A 25,670-nucleotide genomic window follows, 5' to 3' on the forward strand; every position below is an offset into this window, starting at 1 on the left:
TGTGGAAAGGCTTCCGATCAGGAAGCCGAATTGTTCGCTCGCATGGTGCGATAAAACGCAGCACCCTGGCCGTTCGGCATAGCGAGAAGTTCGCGCAAAAACCGTGAAAAGACCCGGCATCGCTCAGTGCTGTTGAAGTCGTCCCCCTCGGTGGCGTTCAAGTAACGCAAATCGTCTCCAAACCGTTCGCTCAACCTGTAGGCTAGACGGTTGTATGTCGCTGGGTCTAACGTTTCCACAGGTCCATACGACTTAACCACCATACGACTGAACAAGTCCGATAATGTCTTCCATTGAGCTTCAGTAGTTACAGTTCGATAATCCAGTTTGCCAAACCGTTCCGGGCTAAGCACCTGAAGGCATTTCTGGGGGTTGTTCACCAGCAGCCGGTCAATCGTCTCCGCCAACGCTTCCATCAACCGGGCAAGGTCGTAGTCTCCCACCCCGCCGGCTGCCTGCATAGCCCAATCATCCAGATACTGCTTCACGGCGTGCGCAACATCGAAATTCGATCCGTTGAGCACTCGTTGCTTCCATAGGTCGTGAACATGGTTCCGGTGAAGGTTGGCATTCAACCATGCGCCAGTAGCAAAGAATAACTGTGAGTTCGCCGCCTCGCGAACCGGTTGGTACAGACGCTCCCGGTAGTCGTTCGGCAATACACTATCTATCTCGACAAAGTCATGAACCAAAGTGGACTCTTTCAGCTCACTGAGCGTGGGTACCCATAACTGGCCAGGCTCAGCCTCAAACATGCGTTTAACAACCGAGTATGGAATGCCCTTGTCGAGGTAGTACTCTTTGTCGACGCGGTAGTCGGCTGCGTCGACTGGCAGTGGGACCTGAGTGGTCGGATTAATGTATTGATGAAACCCGAGGAGGGAGCCCCGGATGAGGGTTCGATTGGCCCCGGCGACGTAGGCCAGTGGGCAGGCTGAGAGGCAGCCGGCTGCGGAGTAGGTGTCCCATTCATACTGTTCGATCACGTCGGCGAGCGCACGGCCTTCGTAAAGCCTGCCACCACCACTGTCGAGAATAATGCCCTCGATGGCCGTCGGGTCGTCCAGCCCCTCAACGACGGCTTCCAACTCACGAGTCATCCCGAATCCGAAGAAGCCAGTCACGTGAATCAGGGGTTTGTCGCGCAATACTGTGATGCGGTAATCGGCCATTGGGTCCGGTTGAAACGAGAAGGACCACAACTCCTGATAGACCGGCATTTCGAGTTTCATTGTGCGGCCAAAGCCAGCAAGAACGATCAGGACCACACCAAAGACCAGTATGGGCGCAATCCGCTGGTGTTCATCCGCCCAGACACGATACGCGGCTCGTATCAGTCCGACGATCTGCCAGGGAAAAACGAGACCGGACCAAACCATCTGGTAAATAAGAGTCCAGCGTGACTGAAACACCGGATTTTCGATCCAGCCGAAGGTCAGCGGCAGATGGAGTATCACGGACGCCACCAGATTGATAACGACCAGATTGACCCAGAACCCCCAGGCCAGAGAACACTCTCCTTGCCAATGCCGTCGGATGTATTGCATACCTTTCTCCTTGAATTACGGCTCCATTAAAAGGCCGAGGCGCATTAAAGCATCACCCGGACCAACCCCAAACCACTGGTGATCAATAATACCCAACCCAGCCCCTGATAGAACCGGGTCGCGTCCGTTTTCAGCAAGCGGGCGTGGAAACGCAAACCAATGACGTGCCCGATGGCGGCGGCCGGCAGCAGCCAGAGTTGGTGACGCAGCTGCAGGTCGACCCCGACCCAGATAAACGCCGACAGCTTGATACACACCAGGATGAACCAGAGCACGAACAGGGTGTCGCGCAGTTGATAACGGCTGACGTGCTGCGCCATGACGGCGATGATCAGCGGCGCACCGACCAGGGAGGTGCCGCTGATGTAGCCGCCAATGGCCAGAAACACCAGGTCGAGTGTCTTGCTGTGGCTGCGCAGTTTGATCTTGCCGATGTAGGTCAGCGAGTAGGCCCCGACGATGCAGAAGATGATGGCGCTCATGACCGCGTCCGGCAGGGTCAGCAGGCCGAAAACGCCCGCCAGCTTGGGAATCAGGAGGATCAGCAGCACCCGACGCAAATAGCGCCAGTCGACGGTGCCCTCCCCGTCGCCGCCGGACACCCGATGGCGGTGGTGGCTCTGGGCCACGGTGATCGAGGAGAACACCAGCAGTTGAATGGCGATGATGGGCAGGAACACGACGGGCCGGTCGCTGACCAGCAGCAGAAACGGCAACGAGAGGGCCGCGCCGCCGAACCCCAGGCCGGAGCGGACAAAGCCGCTCCAGATGAAGATCACGGCGATCAGGGCGTACTGAATCCAGGTCAAATCGGTCATAGGTGCATCGGGACTGCGGGCAAAAAACAGCGGCCAGTGTACCGGAAGCGGCTTTAAGGCCCCAGTCCCCACGACGGAACGCGGCGTCGACAGCCTGGCATCGCTGGCTTAGACTGGAGGACGAACGCGAGCGGGATCAGCGACCGGGAGGGAGCTTCTCCATGAAGTATTCAGTGCACGTCGACATCGATCTGCCCCGGGACACCTTCATCGAGCTGTTCGATAACCCGGACAATCTGCCCAAGTGGCAACCGGGTCTGGTGGAGATGGAACCCGTCGAAGGCATTCCCGGCCAGCCCGGCGGTAAGACCCGGCTGGTGTACCGGATGGGGTCGCGCGAGATCGAGATGATCGAGACCATCACCGAGCGCCAACTGCCCGACCGCTTTGCCGGCACCTACACCACGCCCGGCATGATCAATCATCTGGTGAATCGCTTCGAGGATCGGGGTGGCCGAACCCGCTGGCACATCGATTCCGAATTTATTGGCTCGGGCTGGTTTAAAGTCCTGACCTGGGTGATGCCGTGGAGTTTCAAAAAACAAACCCGGACCATGATGAACCACTTCAAGGCGTTTGCCGAGACCGGGAAGACGGTTCATGAGTGAGGTGTTTGGGTGGGTGACCGGCCGGAGGCAGGGTTTGTTTCCATAGTGGGCCGTGCCCACCCTACGGGCCTGAGTTTCAGGAAGACGATTCTTTCCGATCCGGCTCTTCAGATAAGCCGGTGCTGACCGACTCGGGGATCTTGCGCCGCCCCTGGGCGCCCAGTTCCTGCAGTTTTTCCACCTGTCGCGCCAGCGAACCGCGTCCGTCGGAGAGGCTTTTCCAGGCGTCGTCGTAGGTGCGGTGGGCGGTGTCGATCTGGCTGCCGAGCCGTTCCATTTTTTCGGCGAAGACGCTGAACTTCTCCAGGATCCGGCCGGCCTGGTCGAACAACTTCTTGGCGTTGTCGTTCTGGCGTTCGAGTGTCCACAGGTTGGCGACGGTGCGCAGGGTGGCCAGCAGGGTCGTGGGCGTTACGAGGATGATGTTGCGCGCGAAGCCGACCTCAAACAGCGCCGGGTCGGTTTCCAGAGCCGTGGTCAGGGCGGGCTCGACCGGCATGAACATCAACACGAAGTCCGGCGCTTTCATGCCGTCGAGGTGCGGGTAGTTCTTCTCGCTCAAGCCCTGAATGTGTTGCCGCACCGAGGCCAGGTGACGTTTGAGCGCCGCATCGCGGTCCAGGTCGGTCTCGGCGGCGACGGCCTCCTGGTAGGCATTGAGCGAAACCTTGCTGTCGATGATCAGGTGCTTGCCGTCGGGCAGGTGAACGACAAAATCCGGCCGGCGGTTCTGGCCGTCGTCGTCCTTAAAATTGGCTTCGCGTTCGTACTCGCGTCCGCGCTGCAACCCGGCGCTTTCCAGAATGCGCTCGACCTGCAATTCCCCCCAGTTGCCCTGCAGTTTCTTGTCGCCTTTCAGGGCCCGGGTCAGGTCGCTGGCCTGGCGGTTGAGGTCGGTGTTCAGCTCGCGCAGTGACTGCAGTTGGTTTTTCAGTTCGGCGCGGCCTTCGGTGTCGCGCAGGTGGATGTCGTCCACCCGTTTGCGGAACTGGTCGACCTGTTCGCGGAAGGGTCGCAACAGAGCGGTCAGGTTTTCCTGGTTCTGTTCGGCGAAGCGTTTGCCCTTGGCCTCGAATATGTCCTGCGCCAGGTTGCTGAATTCCTGCTTCAACTGTTCGCGGTTGTCGTTCAGCAGCCGCAGTTGTTCCTGGTAGTGTCGGTGGTCGGCCTTGCGCTGGGTCTCGAGCGCGACGAGTCGGTTCTCGCGTTCGTGCAAACGGGTTTGCAGTTGCTCGTGCCGGGCTTCCAGATCCCGCAGCCGCTCGGCACAGTCCTCGTAGGCGCGATCGGACTGCTCGGCGTCAAACCGGCTTTGCTGCAGTTGCTGCTCGCAGGCTTGCAGCGCCGCTTCGCTGCGCCGGCGGGCGCGCCACATCACCCCGGATCCCAACAGAGCTCCGACAACAGCGGCCAGTACGGTACTGATCCAGACTTCGGGCAGTTGCCACCAAGGCATCAGGCGCTCCCGGGTTGATGTGCCAGAGGGTCCATCACGTCCAGACGCTCAAATCCTGGTCGTTGAACGGCAAGTCGTCGTTGTGGTGACACATCGAGCGCAACTTGACCAGGCGCTCGCCCCAGCGGGTGTTCTCCAGGGCGAGCTCGGTTTCGGTTTGGCGCCAATCGCGGTGTTCGAGGCAGATGTGGAACCCCTGTTCGGCACGCTCCAGCGTCCACAGGACCAGGGTGTTTTCCCAGTCCGGATCGCCCTGAACGCACAACCATTCCAGGCGCTTGTCGGGCTCTTCCTCGACCACCTTGAGCACCACGGCGCTGTCCAGTTCATCACTGCTGAACCGCCACCGGTCGCCACCGGCGATGGACACGGTGCCCGACCACCAGGACTGCAATCCGGCGCGGGTGGTCAACAGCTCCCAGATGCGGGGAGCCGGAGCGTCGATGCGAATTTGATGAAACAGAGTGGCCATAACCGTCCTCGTCGGGCCCGATGCGGCATCGGGGTGAATTCGTCAGAAGTATTCTGACACGTTTTTACTGTTCAAGTCGCCTGCGTGGATCTAAGGTAAGACGACACGTCATCAATCGTTCATCTCCATGACCCAGAGAGCGACGCCCATTGACCCCATCGCCCGGCCGTTGACGCTGACGCCGGAAGCCTCGCTGAACCGCTTGCCGGTGTCGGTGGGCGGCAGCGATGCGCGACCGGCGCGCCACTGGGTATCGGCACAGGCGCTGCACAGCCTGCTGCTGCACGAGAACCCGGACGATGACCGCTCGGTCCGCGGCTTCCTGCAGTCCTTCGACCCGACCCGCCCGGGCGACGCCCGCATTTTAGCAAAGTACAGCGAACGACTGGCCAGTGTGCTGACCACGGCTCTGTCGGCCGACCATTGGCTGGCCGGTTCACCGTTTCAACAGGGGTATGCCCAATTATGGCGGTCGTGCGAGACCGTGGTGCTCGGCGGCGGCCTGACCAGCGGGGAATTCGGCCAGGCGCTGGCCAAGCAACTGGAGATCCGGCTGAAGACAATCAGCCTGTTGGTCTCGCCCTGGGGCGGGCAGACAGGCATGGTGGGGCTCGCGCAACACCTGCGTTCGGCGAACGATCTGGTGGTGATGGATTTCGGCGCCACCGGCATCAAGCGCGGCATCGCCCGTTACCACGGTAACAAGGTACAGTCGCTGCCGGAACTGACGGTCGACCACTGGCTCGACGACGACGGCCTGTTTCGCGCGAACGCCTTTCGCCAGGTGCTGAACGATACCCGTACCCTGGTGGACCGGTCACTGCCGGTGGCGATCAGCCTGGCCTGCTACCTGAATGAAGGCCATCCGTTCGATTACCGCTCCGGCGTCTACCACCGGCTGTTCGAAGACTGCGATCACCTGGCGACCGAGTTGAACGAACACTGGCTGCCCGAGGCCGGCTTCGACTCCCTGGCCCTGCTCGAACACGACAGCACCGCCGCCGCCCTGGCCTTCCGGTTCCCGCACACCGCCATCATGGTCACCCTGGGGACCGGTTTGGGCGTGGGGTTGTGCCCGGTCCAGACCGAGTCCGACGGCGGGGAGTAAACGCTCACTCCGTGGCCGGGTTCAAGCGGGGATGGGTCTCTTCCCCGAACACCCACACCACCGCACCGGATACCATCATCGCCACGAACACGAACCAGAACCCGGCGGTAACCGCCCCGGCCCAGTGCGCCGCCAGGCCCAGCCCGAGTGCGCCGATGCCGTAGCCCAGATCACGCCAGAACCGATAGATGCCGATGGCCGATCCGCGCCAGTTGGGATGAGAAATGTCCGCCACGGCGGCACTCAACGTCGGATACAACATGGCCATGCCGAACCCGGACACGGCGGCGGACAGGGACCACCACCAAACGCCCTCGCCCAACACCGTCATGCCAACGCCAGCGCCGCAGAGCCACATGCCCCAGACAATCAGTTTCTGGCGGCCGATGTGATCGGACCACTTCCCGGTCAGGAACTGGGAGCCGCCCCAGACAAAACCGTAGACGCCGACGATCCAGCCGATGGTCGCCAGGCTGACACCCTGTTCGAACAGGAAGACCGGATAAAACACCCAGACCAGGGCATCGACGAATTTTTCCACCAAACCGGCCTGACTGAGGGCGAACAGGCGTTTATCCCGCCAGGAGACCAGGGTGAACACAGCCCAGGTGGTCGGATTGTCCGAGATCTGCTCAGGCAGCCGGGCACGTGGCCCCGTGGCCTGGCCGCTGGCGTGGCGGGCGCTCTCGGCTTTGGCCCAGTCCAGCGTTTCCCGAACGGCCAGTATCGACAGCAGCAGTGCGACCAGAATCACACTGATGCCGAAGATCATCAGGCCCAGACGCGGACCAAACCAGCCGGCGAAATAGCCGGTCACAATGCCGGCCACCGCCACGCCGACGTAGCCGGAGAATTCATTGAGACCCATGGTCAGGCCGCGTTCGTCGGCCCGGGTCAGGTCCATTTTCGCGGTCTGGGTCATGGACCAGGCGAGCCCCTGATTAACGCCGAGCAGGACGGTCGCGACCACGATCCAGTTCCAGTTCGGCGCCCACAGCACCAGGAAAGGAATCGGCAGCGCCGCCAGCCAACCGAGCACCAGCACCTTCTTGCGCCCGATCCGCTCGGACAGCCGCCCGGCAACGAAATTGAGCGCGCCCTTGACGAAGCCGAAAGCGACGACGAAGGACGTCAACATCAGGAAAGAGCCCTCGGCGACGCCGAATTCGGTCTCCGCCAGTGCCGGCACCACGGTGCGCAGCATGCCGATGGTCAGACCAACGAAGAACACCTGCAGCAACTGGTGAATGACCTGGGCGCGGTTGGGCTTCAGGCCCATTTCCAGGTTGTCCTCTGGGGACGAGGATGGTACGGCTGACATGGTTCACCCTCCGGTGAAAACGCTTATTAGATTACATTCTACTAATATATAGAATGATAACAAGAAACCCGCAACCTCGATGGAAAGTACCTGTGAACCACCCATGATGCGCTCAGTTGGGTTCAGTCGGCTCACTTTGAAACGGCTGCAGCAACATCCGATCCAGCCGGAGCTCTCCAGTCTGTCGGAACGCTTTAAGCCCAATCGTCATGCCATCATGGCCGGCTTCGGGTTGATCCCGATAGGTGCCGAACAGGCGATCCCACCAGGGCAGGTTGAAGCCGAAATTGCTGTCCGTCTCATATGGGATGATGGAATGGTGCACCCGGTGCATGTCGGGCGTGACCACCAGCCAGCGCAACCGGCGGTCGAGCGCAATTGGCAACCGGACATTGCCGTGGTTGAACAGGGAAGTGGCGTTGAGCACCACTTCGAACAGGATCACCGCCAAAGGCGGCGCGCCCAAGGCAATAACGGCCGCTATCTTGATCGCCATGGACACAACGATTTCCAACGGGTGGAACCGCAGCCCGGTGGTGACATCGAACTCCAGGTCGGCGTGGTGCATGCGGTGCAGCCGCCACAACCAGGGGACGGCGTGAAACAATCGGTGCTGGAAATAAATGGTCAGATCGAGCAGCACCAGGCTGACGATCAAAACCAGCCAGCCCGGCGCCGGCATCAGGTTGAACAGCCCCCAACCGCGATCGCCGGCCCAGACGGCGGTACCCACGGCGGCAATGGGAAACAGCAACCGCACGGCCAGTGTGTCCACCACCACGATCGAAAGATTGTTCGGCCAGCGGATGCGTCGTGGAATATGTTGAGGGCGACGAGCGGACAGGACTTCCCACACCGCCATGCCCGTCAGCACAACGAAGAAGACGCTGATCCGAACCAGCGGTTCCCGGGTCAGGATCGCGTCCGAGATCGTCATGCCTCAGCCTCCACAACCGGCAGTCCGGCCGCCTTCCATTCGGGAACGCCTTCTTCAAACCGCCTGACGCGATAGCCCAGTTTCCTCAACCGCTGCGCGGCCTCGTGGGACATCACACAGTAGGGGCCGCGACAGTACGCCACGATGTCCTTGTCTTTCGGCACACGGTCGAGCCAGGATTCCAACCGGTCCAGCGGGATGTTGATGGCGTCGGGCAGGTGGCCGGCCTCGAACTCGTCCTCCGGCCGGACATCGAGCAAAGCGACGCTCCCCGCTTTCAGCGCGGACCGCAGCTCATCCCGGGAGACCGATTCGAGCGCGCCTTCCGAGTCACCCTCGTCGAACAGTCGGCCGACCAGACGTTCCATTTCCGCCAGATTGGTTTCCGCGACCTGACGCATGAGATCCATCAGCGTCACGATCCGTTCGTCCGTCAGCCGGTATATCATCTGTTTTCCGGAACGCTCGGCCGTCACCAGGCCAGCGCGTCGAAGCTGCTGCAAATGCTGCGAGGCATTTCCCACGGTCAGCCCTGTCGATTCGACCAGAGTTTCCACCGGAGCCTTGCCCTGCGCCAGCCTTTCCAGAAGCGCGAGCCGGTGGCCGTTGCTCAACGCGCGACCCACCTGGGACAGAGTGTCGAGCAGAGCTTGTCGCGATGTCATGACCCCGATACCTCCATCGAATAACTTGATTTCGCTCTTCGATATATTAATCTATTAATTACTTGAATGATAGAACAGGTAATCCGCCATGCAATCCCTCATCATCATCAACGATCCTCCCTACGGTACCGAACGGCTCTACAACGGCCTGCGCCTCGCGCATGCCCTGTTGAAACACGACAGCGACGTCACCGTCTTTCTGATGGGAGACGCGGTCATCGGGGCCAAGAAGGGACAGAAGACGCCGGACGGCTATTACAATGCCGAACGGATGGTCAAACGCGTGGCGGTCAAGGGTAGGGTTTTACTGTGCGGTACCTGCATGGACGCGCGCGGTATGACGGAAGAGGAAGTGGTCGATGGCTGCGAACGCAGCACTATGGATGCCCTGGCGGAAGCCACAGTGCATGCCGATAGAGTGCTGGTCTTCTAGCTGGCTGTCCGGGGTGGCGATTCAATGCCTGGAGCGTTGGAAGGGGAGGCTGGGTAATGGCGGGAGAACGCCGATCGGAATCGGCGCTCCCGCAGGGACGACGGGCCTTCAGAGCATTTCCTGAACGCGCTCCATCAGTTCCTCGTCCTGGTTCATGCGTTGCGCGATGGCGTTGTACTGCTGAACCGAGAGGCCGGCGTCTTCCACGGCACTCATCATTTTTTCCTGGGCGTCACGCTGCAAAGCCTGGGCGGCCTCGGTATCTTCTGCATTGGCGATCCGGTCGGAATACACCTGCCCGATGCTGCGTACGTCCGCCATGGCAGTGGTGAATTGCTCCAGGGTTTCATCGCTGACTTCCGGAGCTTGGGGCTGAGCCGGATCCGTGTCTTCGGCGTGCGCCGGGACGGCGGCCGCCGCGAAACCCAAGACCAATGCCAGGCTCATCCAGAATGCGTTCAGTTGTTTCATGGTGGGACTCCTTGTAGTGAGTCGATTCATTTCGATCGACGCGATGTCGCGTCGATCGGGTGACAGATTGTGAATTGCAGGAACAATGCCAGAAATCCTCCGCATCGCCCCAAGACGCTGATGCCGGGCTTCGGGCTTTGGCTGTCCGAATTTTCCCGATTCACGCCCATCGAAAGAGTGGATACTTTGTATACAGGGTGTTTATTCATGTCTCTCAATGAGCAACAACCATTCAAAAAAAACCGCGGCGATAGTAGGGGGTCGGCCGCGGCGAAAAGAAGTGGGTGACAAAGCATCGCTAAGGCGACAGCATTTCATCCAGAGTCATGAACAGCTGCGGGTTGCGCCGCATCTGATGGGCAATAAAGTTGTACTCTCCCACCTCAAGCCCGGTACGTTCAATCGCTTCGGTCATGGCTGCCCGGGCTTCGTCGCGCAGCTGAACCGCTTCTTCCGATTCCTTCGTTTGCTCGATCTCCTCACGATAAAGAGCGTTCAACTCCCGAACGGTGATGAACGCCAATGCGAATTGTTGCAAGGTCTCTTCCTGAATCTCATCCGATTCCATGACCGGCTCCCCGGCCAGCGCCTCTCGCAACGTGACCAGCAATAACCCGATCACCACTCCCATCAGGACCAATTTTCCGAATTTCATAACGCATGTGGGCTCCACCAATATCCAGCCCGGACCTAGCGGAATTCGTGCCACCATCGCGCAAGCGGCATAGAGAGGGGCTCAAGACACCGCTAGAGTATTTAATCCCCGTTTACGCGCACCAAAAGTGAATACTTTCGATACACCCTGTATCCTTAATAAACACTCTGGCAATGACAAAGTGGGCATGCGAACTGAATTTCCGGTCGTCAGGGCTCTGCATTTTTCGATGATGGCCTGGGTGGTATTTCCACTGGCCCTCATCTCCGCCCTGGCTGTGCAATGGGGGTTGCAAGTGGCGGCCCCACTCGAAGAGCAGCGCCTCAAGGAAGAACTGAACCTGGTGGCCCGGGCTGTGCGCCTGCCGATTGGCGAGAGCCTGGCCAGCGGCAACCTGGAGGAGATCCAGAACGCACTGGACTCCATTTTCACCATCGGCCGGGTCTATGGCGCCACAGTGTTCGACACCGACGGCACGCCAATCGCCTCCATCGGCACGTCGGACAACACGCTGAACAACAGCCGCGTGGCTCAGGATGCCTTCGACAGTGGCGAAACCCAGGAACGCTACCGGGAGATCGACGGCAAGAGTGTGTTTTCCCAGTTCCTGCCGGTCTATACCGCCGGCGGCCACATCAGCGGCCTGGTGCAGATCACCCGACGCGAAAGCGATTTCGATCAGGCCACGGATCGTATGCAATGGCGCGCCTGGAGCGGCTGGGCTCTGGCGACCGCGTCGATGGCCGTGATCGTTCTGTTGGGTCACTATCGCGGCGTGGGACGCCATGTCCGGGATCTTGTCCGGTCGATGCGTCGTGTCGAAAGCGGTGACCGATCCGTCCGCGCCTCGGCCGGAGGACCGCGCGAGTTGCAACTGCTGAGTACGACGTTCAACCGCATGCTGGATGGTCTGCAACAAGCGGAACATCGGCTGGCGGAACACCGGGCGGAGGAACAGGCCCTGAATCAGCGCCTGCAGCGCCAGGAACGGCTCGCCGCCATCGGGCGCATGGCCAGCGGTGTCGCCCACGAGTTGGGGGCGCCGTTGAGTGTCATCGCCGGCCGGGCGCGCCGACTGCGGGAACGCCATCCACTCTCGCCCGAGCAGTTGCGACAATTGGAGAAAATCGAACGGCAAGTGGACCGACTCAACCGCACCGTCCACCAGTTGCTGGATTACTGCCGTCCCGAAGGCCAGGCGCGGACCCGGGTGCCCCCCGCCCGGCTGGCCCGCCGGGCGCTGGACGAGGTCTCACCGGAGTGGCCCGAATCCAGGCCGGGCCCGACCCTGATACTTGACGACGACCTGCCGGACATCCCGGTCGACGCGGACCGGGTCACGCTGGCCTTGGTTAACCTGCTGCGTAACGCCGCCCAGGCCGATCCGGATTCGGTCGAGTTGGAGGTGGCCTTAGACGGTCCCGATGCCGTGTCGTACCGGGTGCGCGACCGGGGCCCCGGTCTCAGCCAGTCGCAGGAACAGCTGATCCAGCCCTTCAACAGCACCAAGCCGGCCGGACAGGGCATCGGTCTGGGACTGGCGATCGTCCATCAGGTCGCTCAGGAACACGACGGCACCCTGCACCTGGCCAACCGGAGCGACGGCGGTTGTGAGGTCGTACTGAGCTTTAGCACCACCGATCCGGACACCGAGGAGGGACAGCATCATGCCTGAACATCGAACCGCCCTGGTGGTGGAGGACGACCCGGATCTGGCCGAACTGCTGGTGGAGGAACTGACCGACGAAGGGTTTACCGTGAGCCAGGCGGAGTCCACCGAGGCCGCCCTGCCCCAATTGCACGAACAGCGCCCCCTACTCGTGGTCAGCGACCTGAAACTGCCGGGCGCCGACGGCCTTGCGATGCTGGAGCACTGCCGCCGGTGCGACTGGTCGCCGCTGTTCGTCATGATCACCGCCTACGGCACCATCGGCCAGGCGGTCGACGCCCTCAAACTGGGGGCGGACGAGTTCCTGACCAAGCCGCTGTCGATGGACCATTTCCTGATCCGGATACGCAAACTGATGGAACACCGGGCGCTTGATTCGGAAGTCGCCCGCTACCGAAAGCTGTTCGAACAGGACGACTTTCACGGCATCATCGGGCAGAGCCCAGCCGCCCGGCGGCTGTTCCGGGACATCCAGCGAACCGGTCAGGCCGAAGGGCCGGTGTTGATCCTCGGCGAGAGCGGCAGCGGCAAGGAACTGGTGGCCCGCGCCCTGCATGCCGAAAGCCAGCGGTCGCAGGGGCCGTTCATCGCGGTCAATTGCGCCGGGATACCCACCGAGTTGATGGAAAGCGAATTCTTCGGCCATGCCGCCGGCGCGTTCACCGGTGCCAAGTCGGCCCGTGCCGGTCTGTTCCAGCAGGCCGATGGCGGCACCCTGATGCTGGACGAAATCGCCGAACTGCCGATGGCCTTACAATCGAAACTGCTGCGGGTGTTGCAGGAGCACCGGCTGAGACGCGTCGGCGAGGACCGCGAACGTACTGTGGATGTCCGTATCCTGGCGGCGACCCATCAGGATCTGGAACAGCGGGTCCAGGCCGGCACCTTCCGCCAGGACCTCTACTACCGACTGGAGACCTTTACCCTGACGGTGCCGCCGCTGCGGGAACGCTCGGACGATGTGCTGCAGCTGGCCGATCATTTCCTGAAGGCCACCGAACAACCCAACGCGGCCGGAGTCGAAGGACTGGCCGAATCGGCCCGCCAGGTCTTGCTGGACTACCCGTTTCCGGGCAACGTGCGCGAACTGCGCAATGCCATCGAACGGGCGGTGGCGTTTTGCGACGGCCCGTTGATCGAGGCCGAGGATCTGCCCGATAGAATGCGCGAGGCCAGTCGGCACGCGGACGCAAAGCCGGTACGGCCGGAAGTGGAACCCGACGGCGATGCCCTGCCCACGCTGAACGACGTCCAGCGGCAGTACATCCACCGGATCATGGCGCACACCGGGGGCAACAAACGCCAGGCCGCTTCGATTCTGGGCGTGACCCGACGTACGCTCTATCGGTGGTTGTCCGAGGAATCCTGATCCGGTCGGCGATTCCCGTTTCGGTAGGCACGCCGAACGGCACCGGCGTGGCAACCGAAATGACGCGAAAATGCCCGCGAAAACGCCGCTTCGGACCGGTAGCCGACACTCAGGGCAGTTTCGATCACCGATTCTCCCCGTTCCAGCTTCGACCAGGCCAATTGCATACGCCACCAGTTTTGGTAGCGCAGCCAGGTCCAACCGGTAACGGTCTTGAAGGTTCGGGCGAACTGAGCTCGGCTTTGGTGCGCCCGGGCAGCGGCCTCCGCCAGTGTCCAGGCTTGGTCCGCAGTGGCGTGGAACGCGGACATCGCCGGGCCAAGGCGTGGGTGGGCGTATGCGGCGACAAAACCGACGGTCTGTTCGGGATCGGACAACCGATGCCTCAGCACCTGCATGAACACCACTTCCGCCAACCGATCGACAATGGCCCGGCTGCCCGGCCCGGCTTCGCGACTGACGGCGACCAGCTGTTCCAGCAACGGCATCAGCCAGCGGGCGGTTTCGGCATCCCGGCGGACGATCAGGTAGGTCGGCCAGGCGTTCAGCAGGGGTTCCGATGCCCGGTGCTCGAACTGAATGGCGGCGCACAGCAAACCGGTGGCATCCTCCTGCCAATCCTGCGTCATCGGCAGTCGGCGGGCCGGCCCCCGACCGGCCAATGGCACCAGCCGGTGCGGCACTTCGCGCGGGAACAGGACCACATCGCCGGTCTCCAGAATTGTCGAGGCCTGTCCGACTTCCAGACGGCAGCGACCGTGGGAGACCAGATGAAAGCAGGTCTGCCCTTCTTCATGCTCTTCAATGACCCAGTTCCCGCATACTTGCTGGTTGTGGTAGACCTCGCAGTGCAGCTGAATCAGGCGAAGGTAATCGTCCAGGGCCGTCATTTGATACGCTCAAGCAATTTATTTAGCCAATACAGCATCAACCGTATCACCCCGCGCATTATCCTGTGAACTGAATTTCTCAACAGGAGCACACACCATGTTTCAGGAACACACCCGAGACAGCGCGCCAAAAGAATCGGCCGAGGTGATGAAGGGCGTCGAACAGTCCATGGGCTTCGTGCCCAACCTGTTCGCGTATCTGGCGGAATCCCCCACGGCCATGAAAGCCTACACCCAGTTGAATGCCCTATTGGGTGAGTCTTCATTGACCCCGCAGCAGGTGCAGATAAGCGTGTTGGCGGTCAGCGTCGCCAACCAGTGTCGCTTCTGCGTGGCGGCGCACAGTGCCGGCGCCACCAAGGCCGGGGTCGACCCGAACACCATCACCGCATTGCGCGAAGGCCGCGCCCCGGACAACCGGGAAGACGCCGCCCTCGCCGATTTCGCCCAATCCGTGGTGCGCGAACGCGGCTGGGTGGGAGAACAAAAAGTCCGGGACTTTCTGGACGCGGGCTTCACACAGGCCAACGTCATGGATGTGCTGACCGCCGTGGCGATGAAGACCCTGTCCAACTACAGCAACCACATGACCGACCCGAGTCTGAACCCGGAGCTGGAACCGTTCGCCTGGGAGCCGGCCGATACCTGACATTCGGGCTCGGTCTGCTCGACTTCATCGAACCGTAGACTCCATTTGTTTCAAGGATGAGCCTGGCCTTCGTACATGTAGGTCAAGAATTTCGGATGGCCAAGGTAGGCGTTGTTCACCGTCTCGACCTGAAAACCGGCCTTTCTCAAAAGCGCATCGGGTTGGCGGTCCAGGTGGCAGCCTCCGGCGCAGCACCGCCAGCACGGGGTCAGTCTTCGTTGCCACAAGGCGACCCGCTTTTCCGGCGACAGTCCATGCTCGACAAAAACAAAGCGACCTCCCGGCGCGAGTACCCGCCGGGCCTCGACCAGCGCCGCCTCGATATCCGCGATGGAGCATAGGGTCCAGGTGCTGACGATCGTATCGACGGTGTTGTCATCCAGGGGAATTCGCTCGGCACCGGTTTCCAGCACTTCAATCGGAAACGAAGCCTCGTCGAATCGCTTCCGCGCCAGTTTGAGCAGGGCGGCCTCGGGTTCCAGGGCATAGAGGCGCTCAACCTGTGCGGCCTGATAAAAAGGCAAATTGATGCCCGAGCCAACGCCCAGTTCAAGAACACAGCCGCGAGCATTTCCCACCGAACGTTGGCGATAGTCGCGGAGGAACTCCGCCCCCATGGATAGATTGATCAAGTGAGGCAGGACATACCGATTGTACAGGTTCACTGGCATCTGGATGACTCCGAGTCCGGAAAGGACGAGCTTGGAAATGGAACCCTTCACCTAATCCATCGACAAGCGGACCGCATCAGAGGGTGCCGTGTCGAGCCACCCTAATCTGCATGCTGGTGCCGATCAGTCGGAGTGTAGCAGGCGATGGACGGACGAACGCGCCCGCCGTCCACTTCGCGGCTGTTCTCCCTTTAGCCCGCGCAACAGGACAACTGCTTAACGTCCTTGGTAAAAGTCTGAGCACAGAGTTTGAGCCCTTCGACCATGGTCAGATAGGGGAAGAGTTCATCGGCGATGTCCTGCACTGTCATGCGTGCACGCATCGCCATCACGGCCGTCTGAATCAGTTCTCCCGCTTCACCGCACACCGCCTGTACACCCAGCAAGCGACCGCTTACTTGTTCGGCAACCATTTTGATAAAACCCCGGGTCTGGACATTGACCAGGGCCCTGGGGACACTGTCCAACGTCAGTGTGCGGCTGTCCGTCGCAAGCCCCCTGGATTGCGCCTGCTCTTCAGTCAGCCCCACGGTCGCCACCTGAGGGTCGGTGAAGACCACGGCCGGCATAGTGTCGAGATCCAGCCGGGCCGTACCGCCTGTCATATTGATGGCGGCGCGGCTGCCTCCGGCGGCGGCCACATAAACGAACTGCGGCATATCCGCGCAGTCGCCCGAGGCATAGATACCCGGCGTACTGGTTCGCAGGTGCTCGTCCACCTGAATGGCGCCATCAACGGTCGTCACGCCAGCCGCCGTCACATTCAGGGAATCCGTGTTCGGTATCCGGCCCGTGGCCACCAGCAATCGATCCGCACGAATGTCACCGGCCGGCGTGGTGAGAACAATGTCGCCCTCTTCCGGCCTTACCCGGCTGACCTCGGTTCGGTTCAACACCTCGATGCCTTCGACGCGAAAAGCGGCTTCCAGTGCTTCGGCCACCGCCGGGTCTTCCCGGGACAACAGCCGGCTGCGCGCCAGTATGGTCACCTGGCTGCCCAACCGGGAAAAGGCCTGGGCCAGTTCGACAGCCACAACGGACGCGCCGATCACCACCAGACGATCCGGAACGGTGTCGCTGGCCAGGGCTTCGGTGGAGGTCCAATAAGGAACCTCGTCCAGACCCGCAATGGGCGGTATGGCCGGGCGGGCGCCGGTACCGATAAAGGCCCGGTCGAAGGTCACAGTCTGTACCTCACCATTGGGCGTCTCCACCACCAGGGAATGCCGGTCTACAAAGCGCGCTGCTCCTTTTACTACGGTGATGGCATCGCTGTCGCGAAGGATGCGCTCGTACTTGGCCTCACGCAGCGCCTCAACCCGCGTTTGCTGCTGATCCAGGAGGGCACGCCGGTCGATCCTCGGCTCGCAAGCCTCGATGCCGTCGTCGAAGGGGCTGGTCCGACGCCGGTGAGCGATCTCCGCCGCGCGAATCATGATCTTGGACGGGACACAGCCGATGTTGACGCAGGTACCGCCCAGGGTACCGCGCTCGATCAGCGTTACCCGAGCGCCCCGCTCGACCGACTTCAACGCCGCAGCCATGGCGGCACCGCCACTGCCGATGACGACGATATGAGGGGTGTCCGAACGCCCATGCCCGGACCCGGGAGCGGAGGTTTCGATTGCCGTGTTATCCACGACACCGGCCTGGTAGCCGACCGCGGATGCGGCCTCGATCAGGGCCGTGGCAACCAGGTTCGCTTCCGTCCATACATGGGCGGAACCCTCCGGATAGGACACCCTGGCCGACCGAACGCCGGCCACGCCCGTCAAGGCGGCTTCCAGATGAGTGGCACATTGGTCGCAGGTCATGCCTTTGATGCTCAGCGTAATCATGGTGTCTCTCCACATTAGCCGGTCTAGTGAGGCTCTCAAGGCCGGACTTGAATATCGGGAATCGCTTAACCATCAAGGCTAGCTCCGTAGTTTGGTACGGAGTCAAGCCCCCGGGTCGACGCTGGTTGAGAAAGCATCTCTCTGTGGAGCACTGAGCCTTGACTCCGTACCAAGGTACGGCACTAAGCTTTAATCAAATCGTAGTCGCGTCATCGCCTGGAGGGGGTCGTGAACAAACCAGCCCGTCCATCCAGTGTCGACAAACAGCCTTCCCTCGGGACTTACGCCTGGGGTGTTCTGGCCGCCTTGACCTGCCCCTGCCACCTACCGCTGGTCGCCCTGGCTCTGGCGGGTACGTCTTTTGGTGCAATATTGATGGATTACATCCTGGTCGCGGCAGGCTTACTGGTGGCGTTGTTCGGGCTGTCGTTGTACATGGCCATGAGTCGGAGCCGGTGATCGAGGAGGGCTTCCGCCGTTTTTTCCAGGCGGCCTCCGATCGACCCGACCCCTGTATCAAGCGCCTCTGTCACCGACCCCGTAAATTGCCTTCTTGAGAGGAGAAACCACGATGTTCGCCTGGGTTCAAGCCGTTTTAAAAGATCTGCGCCGGCGACGCGCCGGCCTGCTTCTCGCCGGCCTCGTGGCCATCCAGGGAGCGTTCGCGGCGCCCGCCCCCGAAGCACCGGATGCGTACTTCCGAACGGCCGAAGGAATGACTGTGTCCACGGCGGAACTCAAAGGAGAGCCGACCTTATTATTTCTGCTGTCGACTTGGTGCACCAGTTGCTCGGCCGGGGTAAAAGCCCTCTATCGCCAGGCCGATCAATTAGAAGACCTGAGGCTGCGCGTCGTGGTGTTGCGCAATTATGAGAATGGAGGGTACCCCGGCATGGACATTCAGCCCTACGTCGAACAGGTGGTATCGAACTTCGTTCAGCCGGAAAACTGGATTCTGGGTCAGGCGTCCGAGAAACTGGACCAGGCCTATTACGCTCGCCACTATCCGGACATCTATTTTCTGATCGATGCGAACGGTCGCATCCAGGACGTCAGCAGTGCGCCAGCGGCGACCATGGATCGCATCCTGACCTTCGCCATCGACCAACAAGGGGATTGACCGGCCATGCGTTCGATATTGGAAGCACTGAAGCGTGTTTGGGAAGACGCCGTCAGCCGTCGGACGGCGATACTGGGGTTGCTGATCTTGTGGCCACTGTATGCGGCGACGTTACCGGCCGCCTTCACCGGGGGGCGAATCGGTTGGGTCAGCCTGAAGATGCTGACACCCTCGCTGGCCGTGCTGGCGACGGGTTTATCGGTGTTTCTGGCCTTAACGTTGTCCATGATGGTCTGGCTTATTCGCCAGGGTTACAAATCCAGCAAGGGAACGGCGGCCGGTGGTGCCACTATTGCTTTGCTTACGCCGATTCTGTGCTGCAGCCCTCTACTCCCACTGGCGATCGGAGGGTTGGCCGTTGCGTTTCCCGCACTGGCCGGGGCCGCCGCCGGAAGGGTGCAAGCCTTCATTGCCATTCATGAAATCGAGATTCTGAGTGTCGCCCTGGTATTAACGGCCGTGGCTTTTCTACAAAACGCCAGGCGGGTAGCAGCCGGCACACACTGCCGGGTATCCAACACATAACAAGGCCGAGCGTTCAACGCCCGGCCTTGGCTGAATCAGGTCGACGGAAAACGCCCTACTCCGCCGCCAATGGCAACACCTCATCCTCCGACGACGCCATCCAGGCCACGGCCGCTCGACTCAGCCATTCGCAGAACACCATTTCACAATAGTGAAAACCCCGGCCCCGGAAACCACCCTCAAACCACCGCATCAAACAGTGTTTCAACGCCATTTCCGCGTCCCCCGGGTTCATTCTGGCCAATTGCCGGGTCTGTTCGAAGAAGTCCCAGCCTTGGTTAACCGCTTCCTCTGCCGTTAACGCCCCCAGCCCATCGAACTCCCACCAGACGGCATCGCCCGACCGGTCTTCATCCCACCGGAGGTCGCGAACGTAACCGAGGTCGTATCGGGTGAGGGGTTTCGGATCGAGATCCGTCGACCGGGGCCGGGAACCGAAGGCCTGCAATACCGCCAGAGCGAAACCGGAACCGACCCAGAGCGCGTAAGCCTCGACCAGTTCACGCCGGGCAAACACCGAGACGGAACCGCTTTTCAGCTCGGCGGATGACGGGGTGGCGGGAATATAGGGCCGCCCATGGCGCTCGTCCATATCGGACGCCCAGGCCTTTGCCTGAGGCGTTTCCAGAAAACGGTCGGGATGGTGCGCCGGGTCGCCGCCGGCAGCCTCGTGCAGGTCGTTCAATGAATAGAAATCGCCCTGTCGGCGAATGCTGTGGGAGAGAACGGTGAGCGAATTATTTTGGGACGAGCGAGGTTGTGACGTATCATGAGTGATAGCCATTGTGGACTCCTATTCAGTCTGCATGGTTAGCTATCTTCGGGTGTTCCAGCACCCGGAGGTAGCGCTTGTTAACGTTCTGCTGTGTCGGTCGATAGTGCGACCTTTTTAACTTGGCTTTTTGTGCGTAAAACGCACCAGTCCATTCACTCATGAAACACTGTAAAAATCAACAGTTTTTGTATGAACTGTGAACTGTTATTCGACAACATGGCGTCGATTTTCGGAAGTAATTAAGCACCGCTTTGACCGAGCAAAATTTCTGACCCAACTGTATTCGAAAGTACGACCAACCTGGCGTTCAATATAAAACGGTACCTTCTCGTGGCGCCTTTTCAAATGGCACCGGCGCTAACGTCTCAATTGTTGGCTTCCCTATACGAAGCTCAAGAATCAGCAACGCATCACACCTTCATAAAACCGGTGGCTGTACTATATCATCGTCTTGCACTCTGACGGATATACGCCAAGGAAGCACTACCCTGATATGAAGTGTCTACCCATCGTAACCCTGCTTTCCGCCTGCATTGTATTGCCATTGACCGGCTGCCAGGGCAAGGCCCCGCCTGAAGACGTCGACGCCCTCATCGAACGCACTCTGGACAACCTGGTCTATGTCGAGGGTGGCAGTTTTATGATGGGTGACATCGGTTATGAAGTCCCGGAGAGCGACCCGAATGGTGAATGGGTGACCATGGCCGACGGTAGTGAAAGTTATCGCAGGCCCTTCGGTTGTGGACCTGATTGTAGTCTGGCGCACAAGGTGACCTTGAGCGGATATTACATCAACAAGTACGAGACCACCTACGGTGAATACGATGTATACACCGAAGCCAACGGGTTGCCGATGGTGCATGAAGACCGACGTGGCAAGTCCAAGGCGGTTGTACCGGAAAAGCCTGTCTACATCGGTGTGGACTGGTACGGCGCCCGAGACTACTGCCTGTGGCTGGGCGAGATCACCGGCATGGCGTTCGACCTGCCGACCGAGGCACAATGGGAATACGCTGCCCGTAGCCGGGGCCGCGCCGTGCGATACGCCACCAATAACGATAAAATAGAGACTGGCAAGAATTATCGCTCACGGGAGGCTGAAGCGTTCGTGACCGATGTACCGGGCAGGTATCCCCCCAACCCGCTGGGGCTCTACGATATGACCGGCAACGTGAACGAATGGGTGCGAGATTGGTACAGCCTTCGCTATTATGAGGAATCGCCCGAACTCGATCCTCAGGGTCCCGAATACGATAACCTCTACGCCACACAAAAGTTCTCACGAGGCTTCGGAACTGCCAATTCGGATTGGAGTCGGAATTTGGTCTACCGACGCATTGCTGATCCACCTGAAAATGATGGCAATGGCAATGGCTTCCGTTGTGCTCTTTACAGCGAAAAGCCTTTAACCGATGCCTCAGAGATACGCTAGAAGGGATTGGGTCCTAGGGCAACATCTGAACAAGCACAGCCACTCGGATCCGTTAGATTTGCCCACCAGTTCCGCAGCGCTTCCCGGTCTTCTGAATAGCTCATATATTCGAGCAGGCGCCCCAAAGCGTTAGAAGCATCCAGGCAGCGATCACCCACGGAGCGGCCACTTTTGGAAGCTGCCAGTGTGAGTTCCAGGAATTCCCTACGGGTCTATACGCCTTGGATCATTAGATTGCGGATCACCCGTTCGCGCGGACGGTCCACTTCGACCCCGGTCCAGTCATGTCAGACATCTAACCTATGCGCAAAGGATCACAGCACCCCATTCCGCACTTTGGTATTCTCTCCGCAGACTTCAAAAGGATTTCCACCATCATGTTGACCAGACACAGTCTATGTCGAGGGACGCTTCTGATCGGCCTGCCCCTCATCGCCGCCTGTCAGGACCCAGCACCACCGGAAGACGTCGACGCTCTCATCGAACGCACCCTGGACAATTTGGTCTATGTCGAGGGCGGCAGTTTTATGATGGGCGACATCGGATATGAAGTTCCGGAAAGCGACCCGGACGGAGAATGGGTAACCATGGCCGACGGTAGCAAGAGCTATCGCAAACCCTTCGGTTGCAATGCCGGTTGTTACCCGATGCATAAAGTGACCTTGACCGGTTATTACATCAACAAATACGAGACCACCTACGGCGAATACGATGTTTATACTGAAGCCAATGGCTTGCCCAGGGCCATGGCGGAAGTACGTGGCAAAGCCGTGGCTGTTCAACCTGAGAGGCCCGTCTATGTGGGCGTCGACTGGTATGGTGCCCGGGACTACTGCCAATGGCTAGGCAAGATCACCGGGCTGGCGTTCGACCTGCCGACCGAGGCTCAGTGGGAATACGCTGCCCGCAGCCGGGGCCGGGCCGTACGATACGCAACCGATAACGGCAAGATGGAACCCGGCCGGAACTATCGGTCACTTGAAGCCGAAGCATTTGTTCCCGACGTGCCAGGCCGGTACCCGCCCAACCCTCTTGGGCTTTACGACATGACCGGTAACGTCAACGAGTGGGTGAGGGATTGGTATCACCATCGTTACTACGAGCAATCGCCTGAACTCGACCCTCAAGGTCCCGAATACGATAACCTCTATGCCACACAAAAGGTTTCACGCGGCTCGGGACTGGCCAATTCAGACTGGACCCGGAATTTGGTTTTTCGACGCCTGCCCCGAAATCCGGAAAATGACGGCAGCGGCGAGGGCTTCCGCTGTGCCCTGCACAGTGACGAGCCCCTCCACGATGCCTCGGAACTACCGCTAGAAGGGGTTGGTGCCGAGGGCGACATCTGAGCAAGCGCAGCCGCTAGGGTCCGACAGACGTGCCCACCAGTCCCGCAGCGCTTCCCGGTCTTCGGCGTCGTTCATGTATTTGAGCAGGCTCCCCAAAGCGTTGGAAGCGTCCAGGCAGCGCTCGCCGACCGAGCGGCCGCTCTTGGAAGCCCCCAAGGTGTGCTCCAACACTTCCAGAAACTCGCGCCGGGTCGAGACACCCTGAACCAGTAGATTACGGATCGCCCGTTCTCGCGGTCGGTCCACATCTACCCCGGTCCAGGTGAACGACCAGTCTCGCCAGACATGGCGCGACGAGTCCATCAGGCGGTACAGGATGCGGCCCTTGACCTCGGGTGGAGCATATTTGGCTTGTACCGCATATTCGATGCTACCCAGATCGTCGATCAGTTCGTGAAGGTTTTCGGATTGGTCTTCATATGCCCCCAGGGATGTTGTCAATCGATCGACTTCCCGAAGCACTTGAACGGCCTGGTTCGCAATCATGGTTCCGCTTCGGAGCTGAACGCCTTGGAACCACAGCCCTCTTTTCATCAATTCGTAGGACCAATTGACCAAACGGTCATAAACGTCTTTCTCGAATAAGTCCAACCAACTAAAGTCCGCCGTCAGCAGTTGCTCATGCACCAACTTGAAGAAATTCCAGACCTGGCGGGCATCCACCATGAATTCGAACTTGCCACCGGCGCCCACGCCGATGCAAAGCGAGGCTTTGACCTTAACCACAAATCGAAACGTATTGTCGTCAAACCCGATCTTAAACTGCCCTTTAAAACCGCCACCCAATTGGGCACTGGCGATATAACCCAGAGTACCCAATGAGGCGAAGTCAGGCGGTTCCGCCGACGGGTCGGCGGTCTCCCGAGGCGGTTCCTTCCAGTCGAGCGCCGCCGCCAGGCCCGCCTCGACCCGGGCGCCTATGAATGCTTCAGCCGAGACGTCGCCTCCCGCACGAGATGCCTCGTTCGCTTGGCTGTCCACATCGGCCTTGTTGGCCAGGACCAGGCCGCCTTGGTTGACGCTCACATTGACCTGCGCCGCCAAGCCCAGGTTCACCCCGGCGAAGCCACCGACATGGCCTTCCAATTTGACGCGCAGATGACCGAGTTCCAGCCGCTGCAAGCCTTCTTCCTCGGTCTCGCCGGCCAATTCCAGCAACACAAACTCCACTCGGCGGTTACGCCGCTCGCTCGCGTCGGTATCGACCACGGGGTCCAGTTCCCCCCGAGGGATCAGGTAGTTCAGGGCGAAGGCCTGTTCGGTCAGACGCGGCAGCAAGGAACGGTTCAGACGCGAAAGATGGAAGCGTTGTTCGCAGGCATTGAAGTAACGCCGAACCACTTCGGCCGGCGAGTCGCCGTGAATCGCATCCGAGTTCTCGGTCATGTAATTGCGTTCCGCCTCACCCCAGTGCCCCCGCTCGAACATCCGCACCCAGGGGTCGGGGTTGCGGGTGAGCAAGCCATACACCACCTGGGCGCGCCTCAGGCTCAAGGCCTGGTTGTAGTCGTCCGGGCCAACCCCGTCGGTGTGCCCGAGAATCATCAATTGGAACCGGTTGTCCACCGTGCTTTTCAGCAGGTCCCAATGCCCGAAGGCTTCAATCACTTCGCCAACGTCCGCCAACTTCATGAATTCGGAATCGTGGTCGAAGTGCGTCGCCTTTGGCAGGCATCGGTCGAATACCCGCCATTCGGTTCGGGTGACTTTGGTATTGAGCCGAGGGCGGACGTGATAACCCTGGTCGTGCGGGTAGTACACGGCGCCCTTCAGTTGCGCCTCGGCCAGAGCGAATTCGAACTCGGCCTTGGCTTCGCCCGATAGCACGCCCTTGGCGAGGTCCGCTTTCATGCCCAGCGTCACGCCTCGGGTGTAGCGCATCAGGTTGGCTTCGGCGCTGGCGTTCCAGACGGCGGGTGGCAGGGTTTTGTCACGAACAATCCCGGCTAACCGGCTGCGCGCGGCCTGGTTGTCGTCGCCTTCCAGAGCGCCGTACTCGACCCCGTTTATTGGACTGTCGGCTCCCCAAACCGAGTCGCACATCGCCCTGACCCGGCCAAAATCCTCATGTGTGAAGTCATCGGCCTCCAGTAACGCCACCGCCTCATCTCGCTCGGCCTGGTATTGCCGGTTTTGCCATTGCAGGGCCTCGTTCCAGTCCGCGATGGTGGCATCCAACGCATCCAGTTCATCCTCCAGCAGGTCGGCGAGGATCGGGTCGACCAGGCCGACCAAAGTTTGGGACGCTACCTGGCCGCTGTCGTCCACCAGTTTCCATTCGGCCTTGATGTCCGCGCTGGCTTGTTTGAAGGCGTCGCCGAAACGGGCCGGGTCTATCTCGCCGTTGTCCCGGCGGAAGGATTCCAGGGCGTTGCCGTCCTCGACATCCGGTTCGAGCGAAAAGAACCGGCGGTTGTCATCGCGGTCGAGCAGGTCGCCCGGAACGAAGTAGACCTTTTTGCTGTCGTGCAAAGAATGGAGCTCATACCACCGGTTGTTGTGGGCGCTCGACCCTTTTACCAGGCGTTCCAGTTCCTGTTCCATCTCCGCCTTGGCGGTTGCCACCGCCTGTTCGGCCTGACGGATGTTGCGGTTTTGCCGATGGGCTTCTTCTTTTTGGTGCTGCGCATCCTGAAGGGCGGTCACCAGGGCATTGTAACGGCCGGTTTCTTCCTCAATGAGTTCGGCGTCGTTGGTGTCGAGGGCGACCAGGGCGCGATGTTCGGGACAATAGAGAACATCGTACAACCGAGGCACGGTGCACTGGAGCGTCAGTTCCACGCAATTGCTGCCCGGTGTTAGGTGTACATGATGAATGCCCCGAGCTGAGCTGCCGGTGGTGTCGGCTGCGGGTGATTCGTCGGTTCGGGCTTGTGTCGTATCCTGATCCAT

Annotated in this window: 25 protein-coding genes; 11 read left to right on the top strand and 14 right to left on the bottom strand. The window is 60.4% G+C overall.

The annotated features are described in order from the left end of the window. Nucleotides 1–17: 17 nt before the first annotated feature. The gene (locus IE111_RS21120; protein ID WP_189612595.1) at nt 18–1,547 is read right to left on the bottom strand and encodes a hypothetical protein; all 1,530 of its coding nucleotides are present in this window, start codon (nt 1,545–1,547) and stop codon (nt 18–20) included. A 44-nt stretch (nt 1,548–1,591) separates the two neighbouring features. Further along, the gene (locus IE111_RS21125; protein ID WP_189612597.1) at nt 1,592–2,365 is read right to left on the bottom strand and encodes a sulfite exporter TauE/SafE family protein; all 774 of its coding nucleotides are present in this window, start codon (nt 2,363–2,365) and stop codon (nt 1,592–1,594) included. A gap of 161 nt (nt 2,366–2,526) precedes the next feature. On the opposite strand from IE111_RS21125, the gene IE111_RS21130 reads away from it, so the two are divergent. Continuing rightward, nucleotides 2,527–2,973: an SRPBCC family protein gene (locus tag IE111_RS21130; RefSeq protein ID WP_189612598.1), complete on the top strand. Its 447-nt coding sequence runs from the start codon at nt 2,527–2,529 to the stop codon at nt 2,971–2,973. Between the two features lie 76 nt (nt 2,974–3,049). Here the strand turns inward: IE111_RS21130 and IE111_RS21135 are convergent, their stop codons facing one another. After that, a complete protein-coding gene (locus tag IE111_RS21135) occupies nt 3,050–4,429 on the bottom strand; it encodes a DNA recombination protein RmuC (protein WP_189612600.1) in 1,380 nt (459 codons plus the stop codon). Nucleotides 4,430–4,463: 34 nt separating this feature from the next. Beyond that, a complete protein-coding gene (locus tag IE111_RS21140; protein ID WP_189612602.1) occupies nt 4,464–4,901 on the bottom strand; it encodes an SRPBCC family protein in 438 nt (145 codons plus the stop codon). 127 nt (nt 4,902–5,028) lie between these two features. Between IE111_RS21140 and IE111_RS21145 the strand changes: the two genes are divergently transcribed. Further along, nucleotides 5,029–6,009, top strand: a complete 981-nt coding sequence (locus tag IE111_RS21145; RefSeq protein ID WP_189612605.1) for a hypothetical protein — start codon at nt 5,029–5,031, stop codon at nt 6,007–6,009. Between the two features lie 4 nt (nt 6,010–6,013). On the opposite strand, the gene IE111_RS21150 is transcribed toward IE111_RS21145, so the two are convergent. The 3 genes from IE111_RS21150 to IE111_RS21160 all read right to left on the bottom strand — a co-directional run bounded on the left by IE111_RS21150 (nt 6,014) and on the right by IE111_RS21160 (nt 8,932). Then, the gene (locus IE111_RS21150) at nt 6,014–7,330 is read right to left on the bottom strand and encodes an MFS transporter (RefSeq protein ID WP_189612607.1); all 1,317 of its coding nucleotides are present in this window, start codon (nt 7,328–7,330) and stop codon (nt 6,014–6,016) included. Between the two features lie 112 nt (nt 7,331–7,442). Next, entirely contained in the window at nt 7,443–8,267 is an 825-nt protein-coding gene (locus IE111_RS21155; protein WP_189612609.1) for a sterol desaturase family protein, read from the bottom strand. Continuing rightward, nucleotides 8,264–8,932: an ArsR/SmtB family transcription factor gene (locus IE111_RS21160; protein ID WP_189612611.1), complete on the bottom strand. Its 669-nt coding sequence runs from the start codon at nt 8,930–8,932 to the stop codon at nt 8,264–8,266. The genes IE111_RS21155 and IE111_RS21160 overlap by 4 nt, the downstream gene beginning before the upstream one ends. Nucleotides 8,933–9,020: 88 nt before the next feature. Here IE111_RS21160 and IE111_RS21165 point away from each other — a divergent pair, with 88 nt between their 5' ends. Continuing rightward, entirely contained in the window at nt 9,021–9,365 is a 345-nt protein-coding gene (locus IE111_RS21165; protein ID WP_189612613.1) for a DsrE/DsrF/TusD sulfur relay family protein, read from the top strand. A 108-nt stretch (nt 9,366–9,473) separates the two neighbouring features. Here the strand turns inward: IE111_RS21165 and IE111_RS21170 are convergent, their stop codons facing one another. Continuing rightward, nucleotides 9,474–9,836, bottom strand: a complete 363-nt coding sequence (locus IE111_RS21170; RefSeq protein ID WP_189612615.1) for a DUF4168 domain-containing protein — start codon at nt 9,834–9,836, stop codon at nt 9,474–9,476. A 298-nt stretch (nt 9,837–10,134) separates the two neighbouring features. Then, complete coding sequence (locus tag IE111_RS21175) at nt 10,135–10,491, bottom strand: DUF4168 domain-containing protein (RefSeq protein ID WP_189612617.1); 357 nt, start codon at nt 10,489–10,491, stop codon at nt 10,135–10,137. 187 nt (nt 10,492–10,678) lie between these two features. Between IE111_RS21175 and IE111_RS21180 the strand changes: the two genes are divergently transcribed. Together IE111_RS21180 and IE111_RS21185 are read left to right on the top strand one after the other, a co-directional pair. Next, nucleotides 10,679–12,166 (top strand): sensor histidine kinase, encoded by a 1,488-nt coding sequence (locus IE111_RS21180; protein WP_189612619.1) that lies wholly within the window; start codon nt 10,679–10,681, stop codon nt 12,164–12,166. Beyond that, nucleotides 12,159–13,529 carry a sigma-54-dependent transcriptional regulator gene (locus IE111_RS21185; RefSeq protein ID WP_189612621.1) on the top strand — a complete coding sequence of 457 codons (1,371 nt, stop codon included), beginning with the start codon at nt 12,159–12,161 and terminating at the stop codon, nt 13,527–13,529. The genes IE111_RS21180 and IE111_RS21185 overlap by 8 nt, the downstream gene beginning before the upstream one ends. On the opposite strand, the gene IE111_RS21190 is transcribed toward IE111_RS21185, so the two are convergent. Beyond that, nucleotides 13,502–14,419 (bottom strand): AraC family transcriptional regulator, encoded by a 918-nt coding sequence (locus tag IE111_RS21190; protein ID WP_189612623.1) that lies wholly within the window; start codon nt 14,417–14,419, stop codon nt 13,502–13,504. The genes IE111_RS21185 and IE111_RS21190 overlap by 28 nt on opposite strands. 97 nt (nt 14,420–14,516) lie before the next feature. On the opposite strand from IE111_RS21190, the gene IE111_RS21195 reads away from it, so the two are divergent. Next, nucleotides 14,517–15,068 carry a carboxymuconolactone decarboxylase family protein gene (locus IE111_RS21195; RefSeq protein WP_189612625.1) on the top strand — a complete coding sequence of 184 codons (552 nt, stop codon included), beginning with the start codon at nt 14,517–14,519 and terminating at the stop codon, nt 15,066–15,068. A gap of 50 nt (nt 15,069–15,118) precedes the next feature. Here the strand turns inward: IE111_RS21195 and IE111_RS21200 are convergent, their stop codons facing one another. After that, nucleotides 15,119–15,739: a class I SAM-dependent methyltransferase gene (locus tag IE111_RS21200; protein ID WP_189612627.1), complete on the bottom strand. Its 621-nt coding sequence runs from the start codon at nt 15,737–15,739 to the stop codon at nt 15,119–15,121. 191 nt (nt 15,740–15,930) lie between these two features. Further along, nucleotides 15,931–17,577, bottom strand: a complete 1,647-nt coding sequence (gene merA, locus IE111_RS21205) for a mercury(II) reductase (protein ID WP_189612629.1) — start codon at nt 17,575–17,577, stop codon at nt 15,931–15,933. Between the two features lie 228 nt (nt 17,578–17,805). Between merA and merE the strand changes: the two genes are divergently transcribed. The 3 genes from merE (at nt 17,806) to IE111_RS21220 (ending at nt 19,222) form a co-directional block, all read left to right on the top strand. Then, a complete protein-coding gene (gene merE / locus IE111_RS21210; protein ID WP_189612631.1) occupies nt 17,806–18,036 on the top strand; it encodes a broad-spectrum mercury transporter MerE in 231 nt (76 codons plus the stop codon). Nucleotides 18,037–18,148: 112 nt separating this feature from the next. Next, nucleotides 18,149–18,697 carry a redoxin domain-containing protein gene (locus IE111_RS21215; protein ID WP_189612634.1) on the top strand — a complete coding sequence of 183 codons (549 nt, stop codon included), beginning with the start codon at nt 18,149–18,151 and terminating at the stop codon, nt 18,695–18,697. Nucleotides 18,698–18,703: 6 nt separating this feature from the next. Beyond that, complete coding sequence (locus IE111_RS21220; RefSeq protein WP_189612636.1) at nt 18,704–19,222, top strand: hypothetical protein; 519 nt, start codon at nt 18,704–18,706, stop codon at nt 19,220–19,222. A gap of 55 nt (nt 19,223–19,277) precedes the next feature. Here IE111_RS21220 and IE111_RS21225 read toward each other — a convergent pair whose 3' ends face one another. Continuing rightward, nucleotides 19,278–20,006 (bottom strand): KilA-N domain-containing protein, encoded by a 729-nt coding sequence (locus IE111_RS21225; protein WP_189612638.1) that lies wholly within the window; start codon nt 20,004–20,006, stop codon nt 19,278–19,280. 484 nt (nt 20,007–20,490) lie between these two features. On the opposite strand from IE111_RS21225, the gene IE111_RS21230 reads away from it, so the two are divergent. Both IE111_RS21230 and IE111_RS21235 read left to right on the top strand, forming a co-directional pair. Continuing rightward, nucleotides 20,491–21,429 (top strand): formylglycine-generating enzyme family protein, encoded by a 939-nt coding sequence (locus tag IE111_RS21230; protein ID WP_189612639.1) that lies wholly within the window; start codon nt 20,491–20,493, stop codon nt 21,427–21,429. Between the two features lie 377 nt (nt 21,430–21,806). Further along, on the top strand, nt 21,807–22,778 hold the full coding sequence (locus tag IE111_RS21235) for a formylglycine-generating enzyme family protein (RefSeq protein ID WP_189612642.1): 972 nt from the start codon (nt 21,807–21,809) through the stop codon (nt 22,776–22,778). Here IE111_RS21235 and IE111_RS21240 read toward each other — a convergent pair. Next, the gene (locus tag IE111_RS21240; protein WP_189612644.1) at nt 22,746–25,670 is read right to left on the bottom strand and encodes a hypothetical protein; all 2,925 of its coding nucleotides are present in this window, start codon (nt 25,668–25,670) and stop codon (nt 22,746–22,748) included. The two genes, IE111_RS21235 and IE111_RS21240, sit on opposite strands and share 33 nt — an antisense overlap.

Source organism: Saccharospirillum salsuginis (assembly GCF_014651855.1).
GTDB lineage: Bacteria > Pseudomonadota > Gammaproteobacteria > Pseudomonadales > Natronospirillaceae > Saccharospirillum > Saccharospirillum salsuginis.

Coding starts and splice junctions, on each gene's coding strand:
- IE111_RS21140 (WP_189612602.1), bottom strand. CDS start 4,901: ATGGCCACTCTGTTTCATCAAATTCGCATCGACGCTCCGGCTCCCCGC.
- IE111_RS21185 (WP_189612621.1), top strand. CDS start 12,159: ATGCCTGAACATCGAACCGCCCTGGTGGTGGAGGACGACCCGGATCTG.
- IE111_RS21155 (WP_189612609.1), bottom strand. CDS start 8,267: ATGACGATCTCGGACGCGATCCTGACCCGGGAACCGCTGGTTCGGATC.
- IE111_RS21220 (WP_189612636.1), top strand. CDS start 18,704: ATGCGTTCGATATTGGAAGCACTGAAGCGTGTTTGGGAAGACGCCGTC.
- IE111_RS21240 (WP_189612644.1), bottom strand. CDS start 25,670: ATGGATCAGGATACGACACAAGCCCGAACCGACGAATCACCCGCAGCC.
- IE111_RS21235 (WP_189612642.1), top strand. CDS start 21,807: ATGTTGACCAGACACAGTCTATGTCGAGGGACGCTTCTGATCGGCCTG.
- IE111_RS21180 (WP_189612619.1), top strand. CDS start 10,679: ATGCGAACTGAATTTCCGGTCGTCAGGGCTCTGCATTTTTCGATGATG.
- IE111_RS21125 (WP_189612597.1), bottom strand. CDS start 2,365: ATGACCGATTTGACCTGGATTCAGTACGCCCTGATCGCCGTGATCTTC.
- IE111_RS21230 (WP_189612639.1), top strand. CDS start 20,491: ATGAAGTGTCTACCCATCGTAACCCTGCTTTCCGCCTGCATTGTATTG.
- IE111_RS21130 (WP_189612598.1), top strand. CDS start 2,527: ATGAAGTATTCAGTGCACGTCGACATCGATCTGCCCCGGGACACCTTC.
- IE111_RS21195 (WP_189612625.1), top strand. CDS start 14,517: ATGTTTCAGGAACACACCCGAGACAGCGCGCCAAAAGAATCGGCCGAG.
- merA (WP_189612629.1), bottom strand. CDS start 17,577: ATGATTACGCTGAGCATCAAAGGCATGACCTGCGACCAATGTGCCACT.
- IE111_RS21145 (WP_189612605.1), top strand. CDS start 5,029: ATGACCCAGAGAGCGACGCCCATTGACCCCATCGCCCGGCCGTTGACG.
- IE111_RS21200 (WP_189612627.1), bottom strand. CDS start 15,739: ATGCCAGTGAACCTGTACAATCGGTATGTCCTGCCTCACTTGATCAAT.
- IE111_RS21160 (WP_189612611.1), bottom strand. CDS start 8,932: ATGACATCGCGACAAGCTCTGCTCGACACTCTGTCCCAGGTGGGTCGC.
- IE111_RS21165 (WP_189612613.1), top strand. CDS start 9,021: ATGCAATCCCTCATCATCATCAACGATCCTCCCTACGGTACCGAACGG.
- IE111_RS21190 (WP_189612623.1), bottom strand. CDS start 14,419: ATGACGGCCCTGGACGATTACCTTCGCCTGATTCAGCTGCACTGCGAG.
- IE111_RS21120 (WP_189612595.1), bottom strand. CDS start 1,547: ATGCAATACATCCGACGGCATTGGCAAGGAGAGTGTTCTCTGGCCTGG.
- IE111_RS21170 (WP_189612615.1), bottom strand. CDS start 9,836: ATGAAACAACTGAACGCATTCTGGATGAGCCTGGCATTGGTCTTGGGT.
- IE111_RS21225 (WP_189612638.1), bottom strand. CDS start 20,006: ATGGCTATCACTCATGATACGTCACAACCTCGCTCGTCCCAAAATAAT.
- IE111_RS21175 (WP_189612617.1), bottom strand. CDS start 10,491: ATGAAATTCGGAAAATTGGTCCTGATGGGAGTGGTGATCGGGTTATTG.
- IE111_RS21215 (WP_189612634.1), top strand. CDS start 18,149: ATGTTCGCCTGGGTTCAAGCCGTTTTAAAAGATCTGCGCCGGCGACGC.
- IE111_RS21135 (WP_189612600.1), bottom strand. CDS start 4,429: ATGCCTTGGTGGCAACTGCCCGAAGTCTGGATCAGTACCGTACTGGCC.
- IE111_RS21150 (WP_189612607.1), bottom strand. CDS start 7,330: ATGTCAGCCGTACCATCCTCGTCCCCAGAGGACAACCTGGAAATGGGC.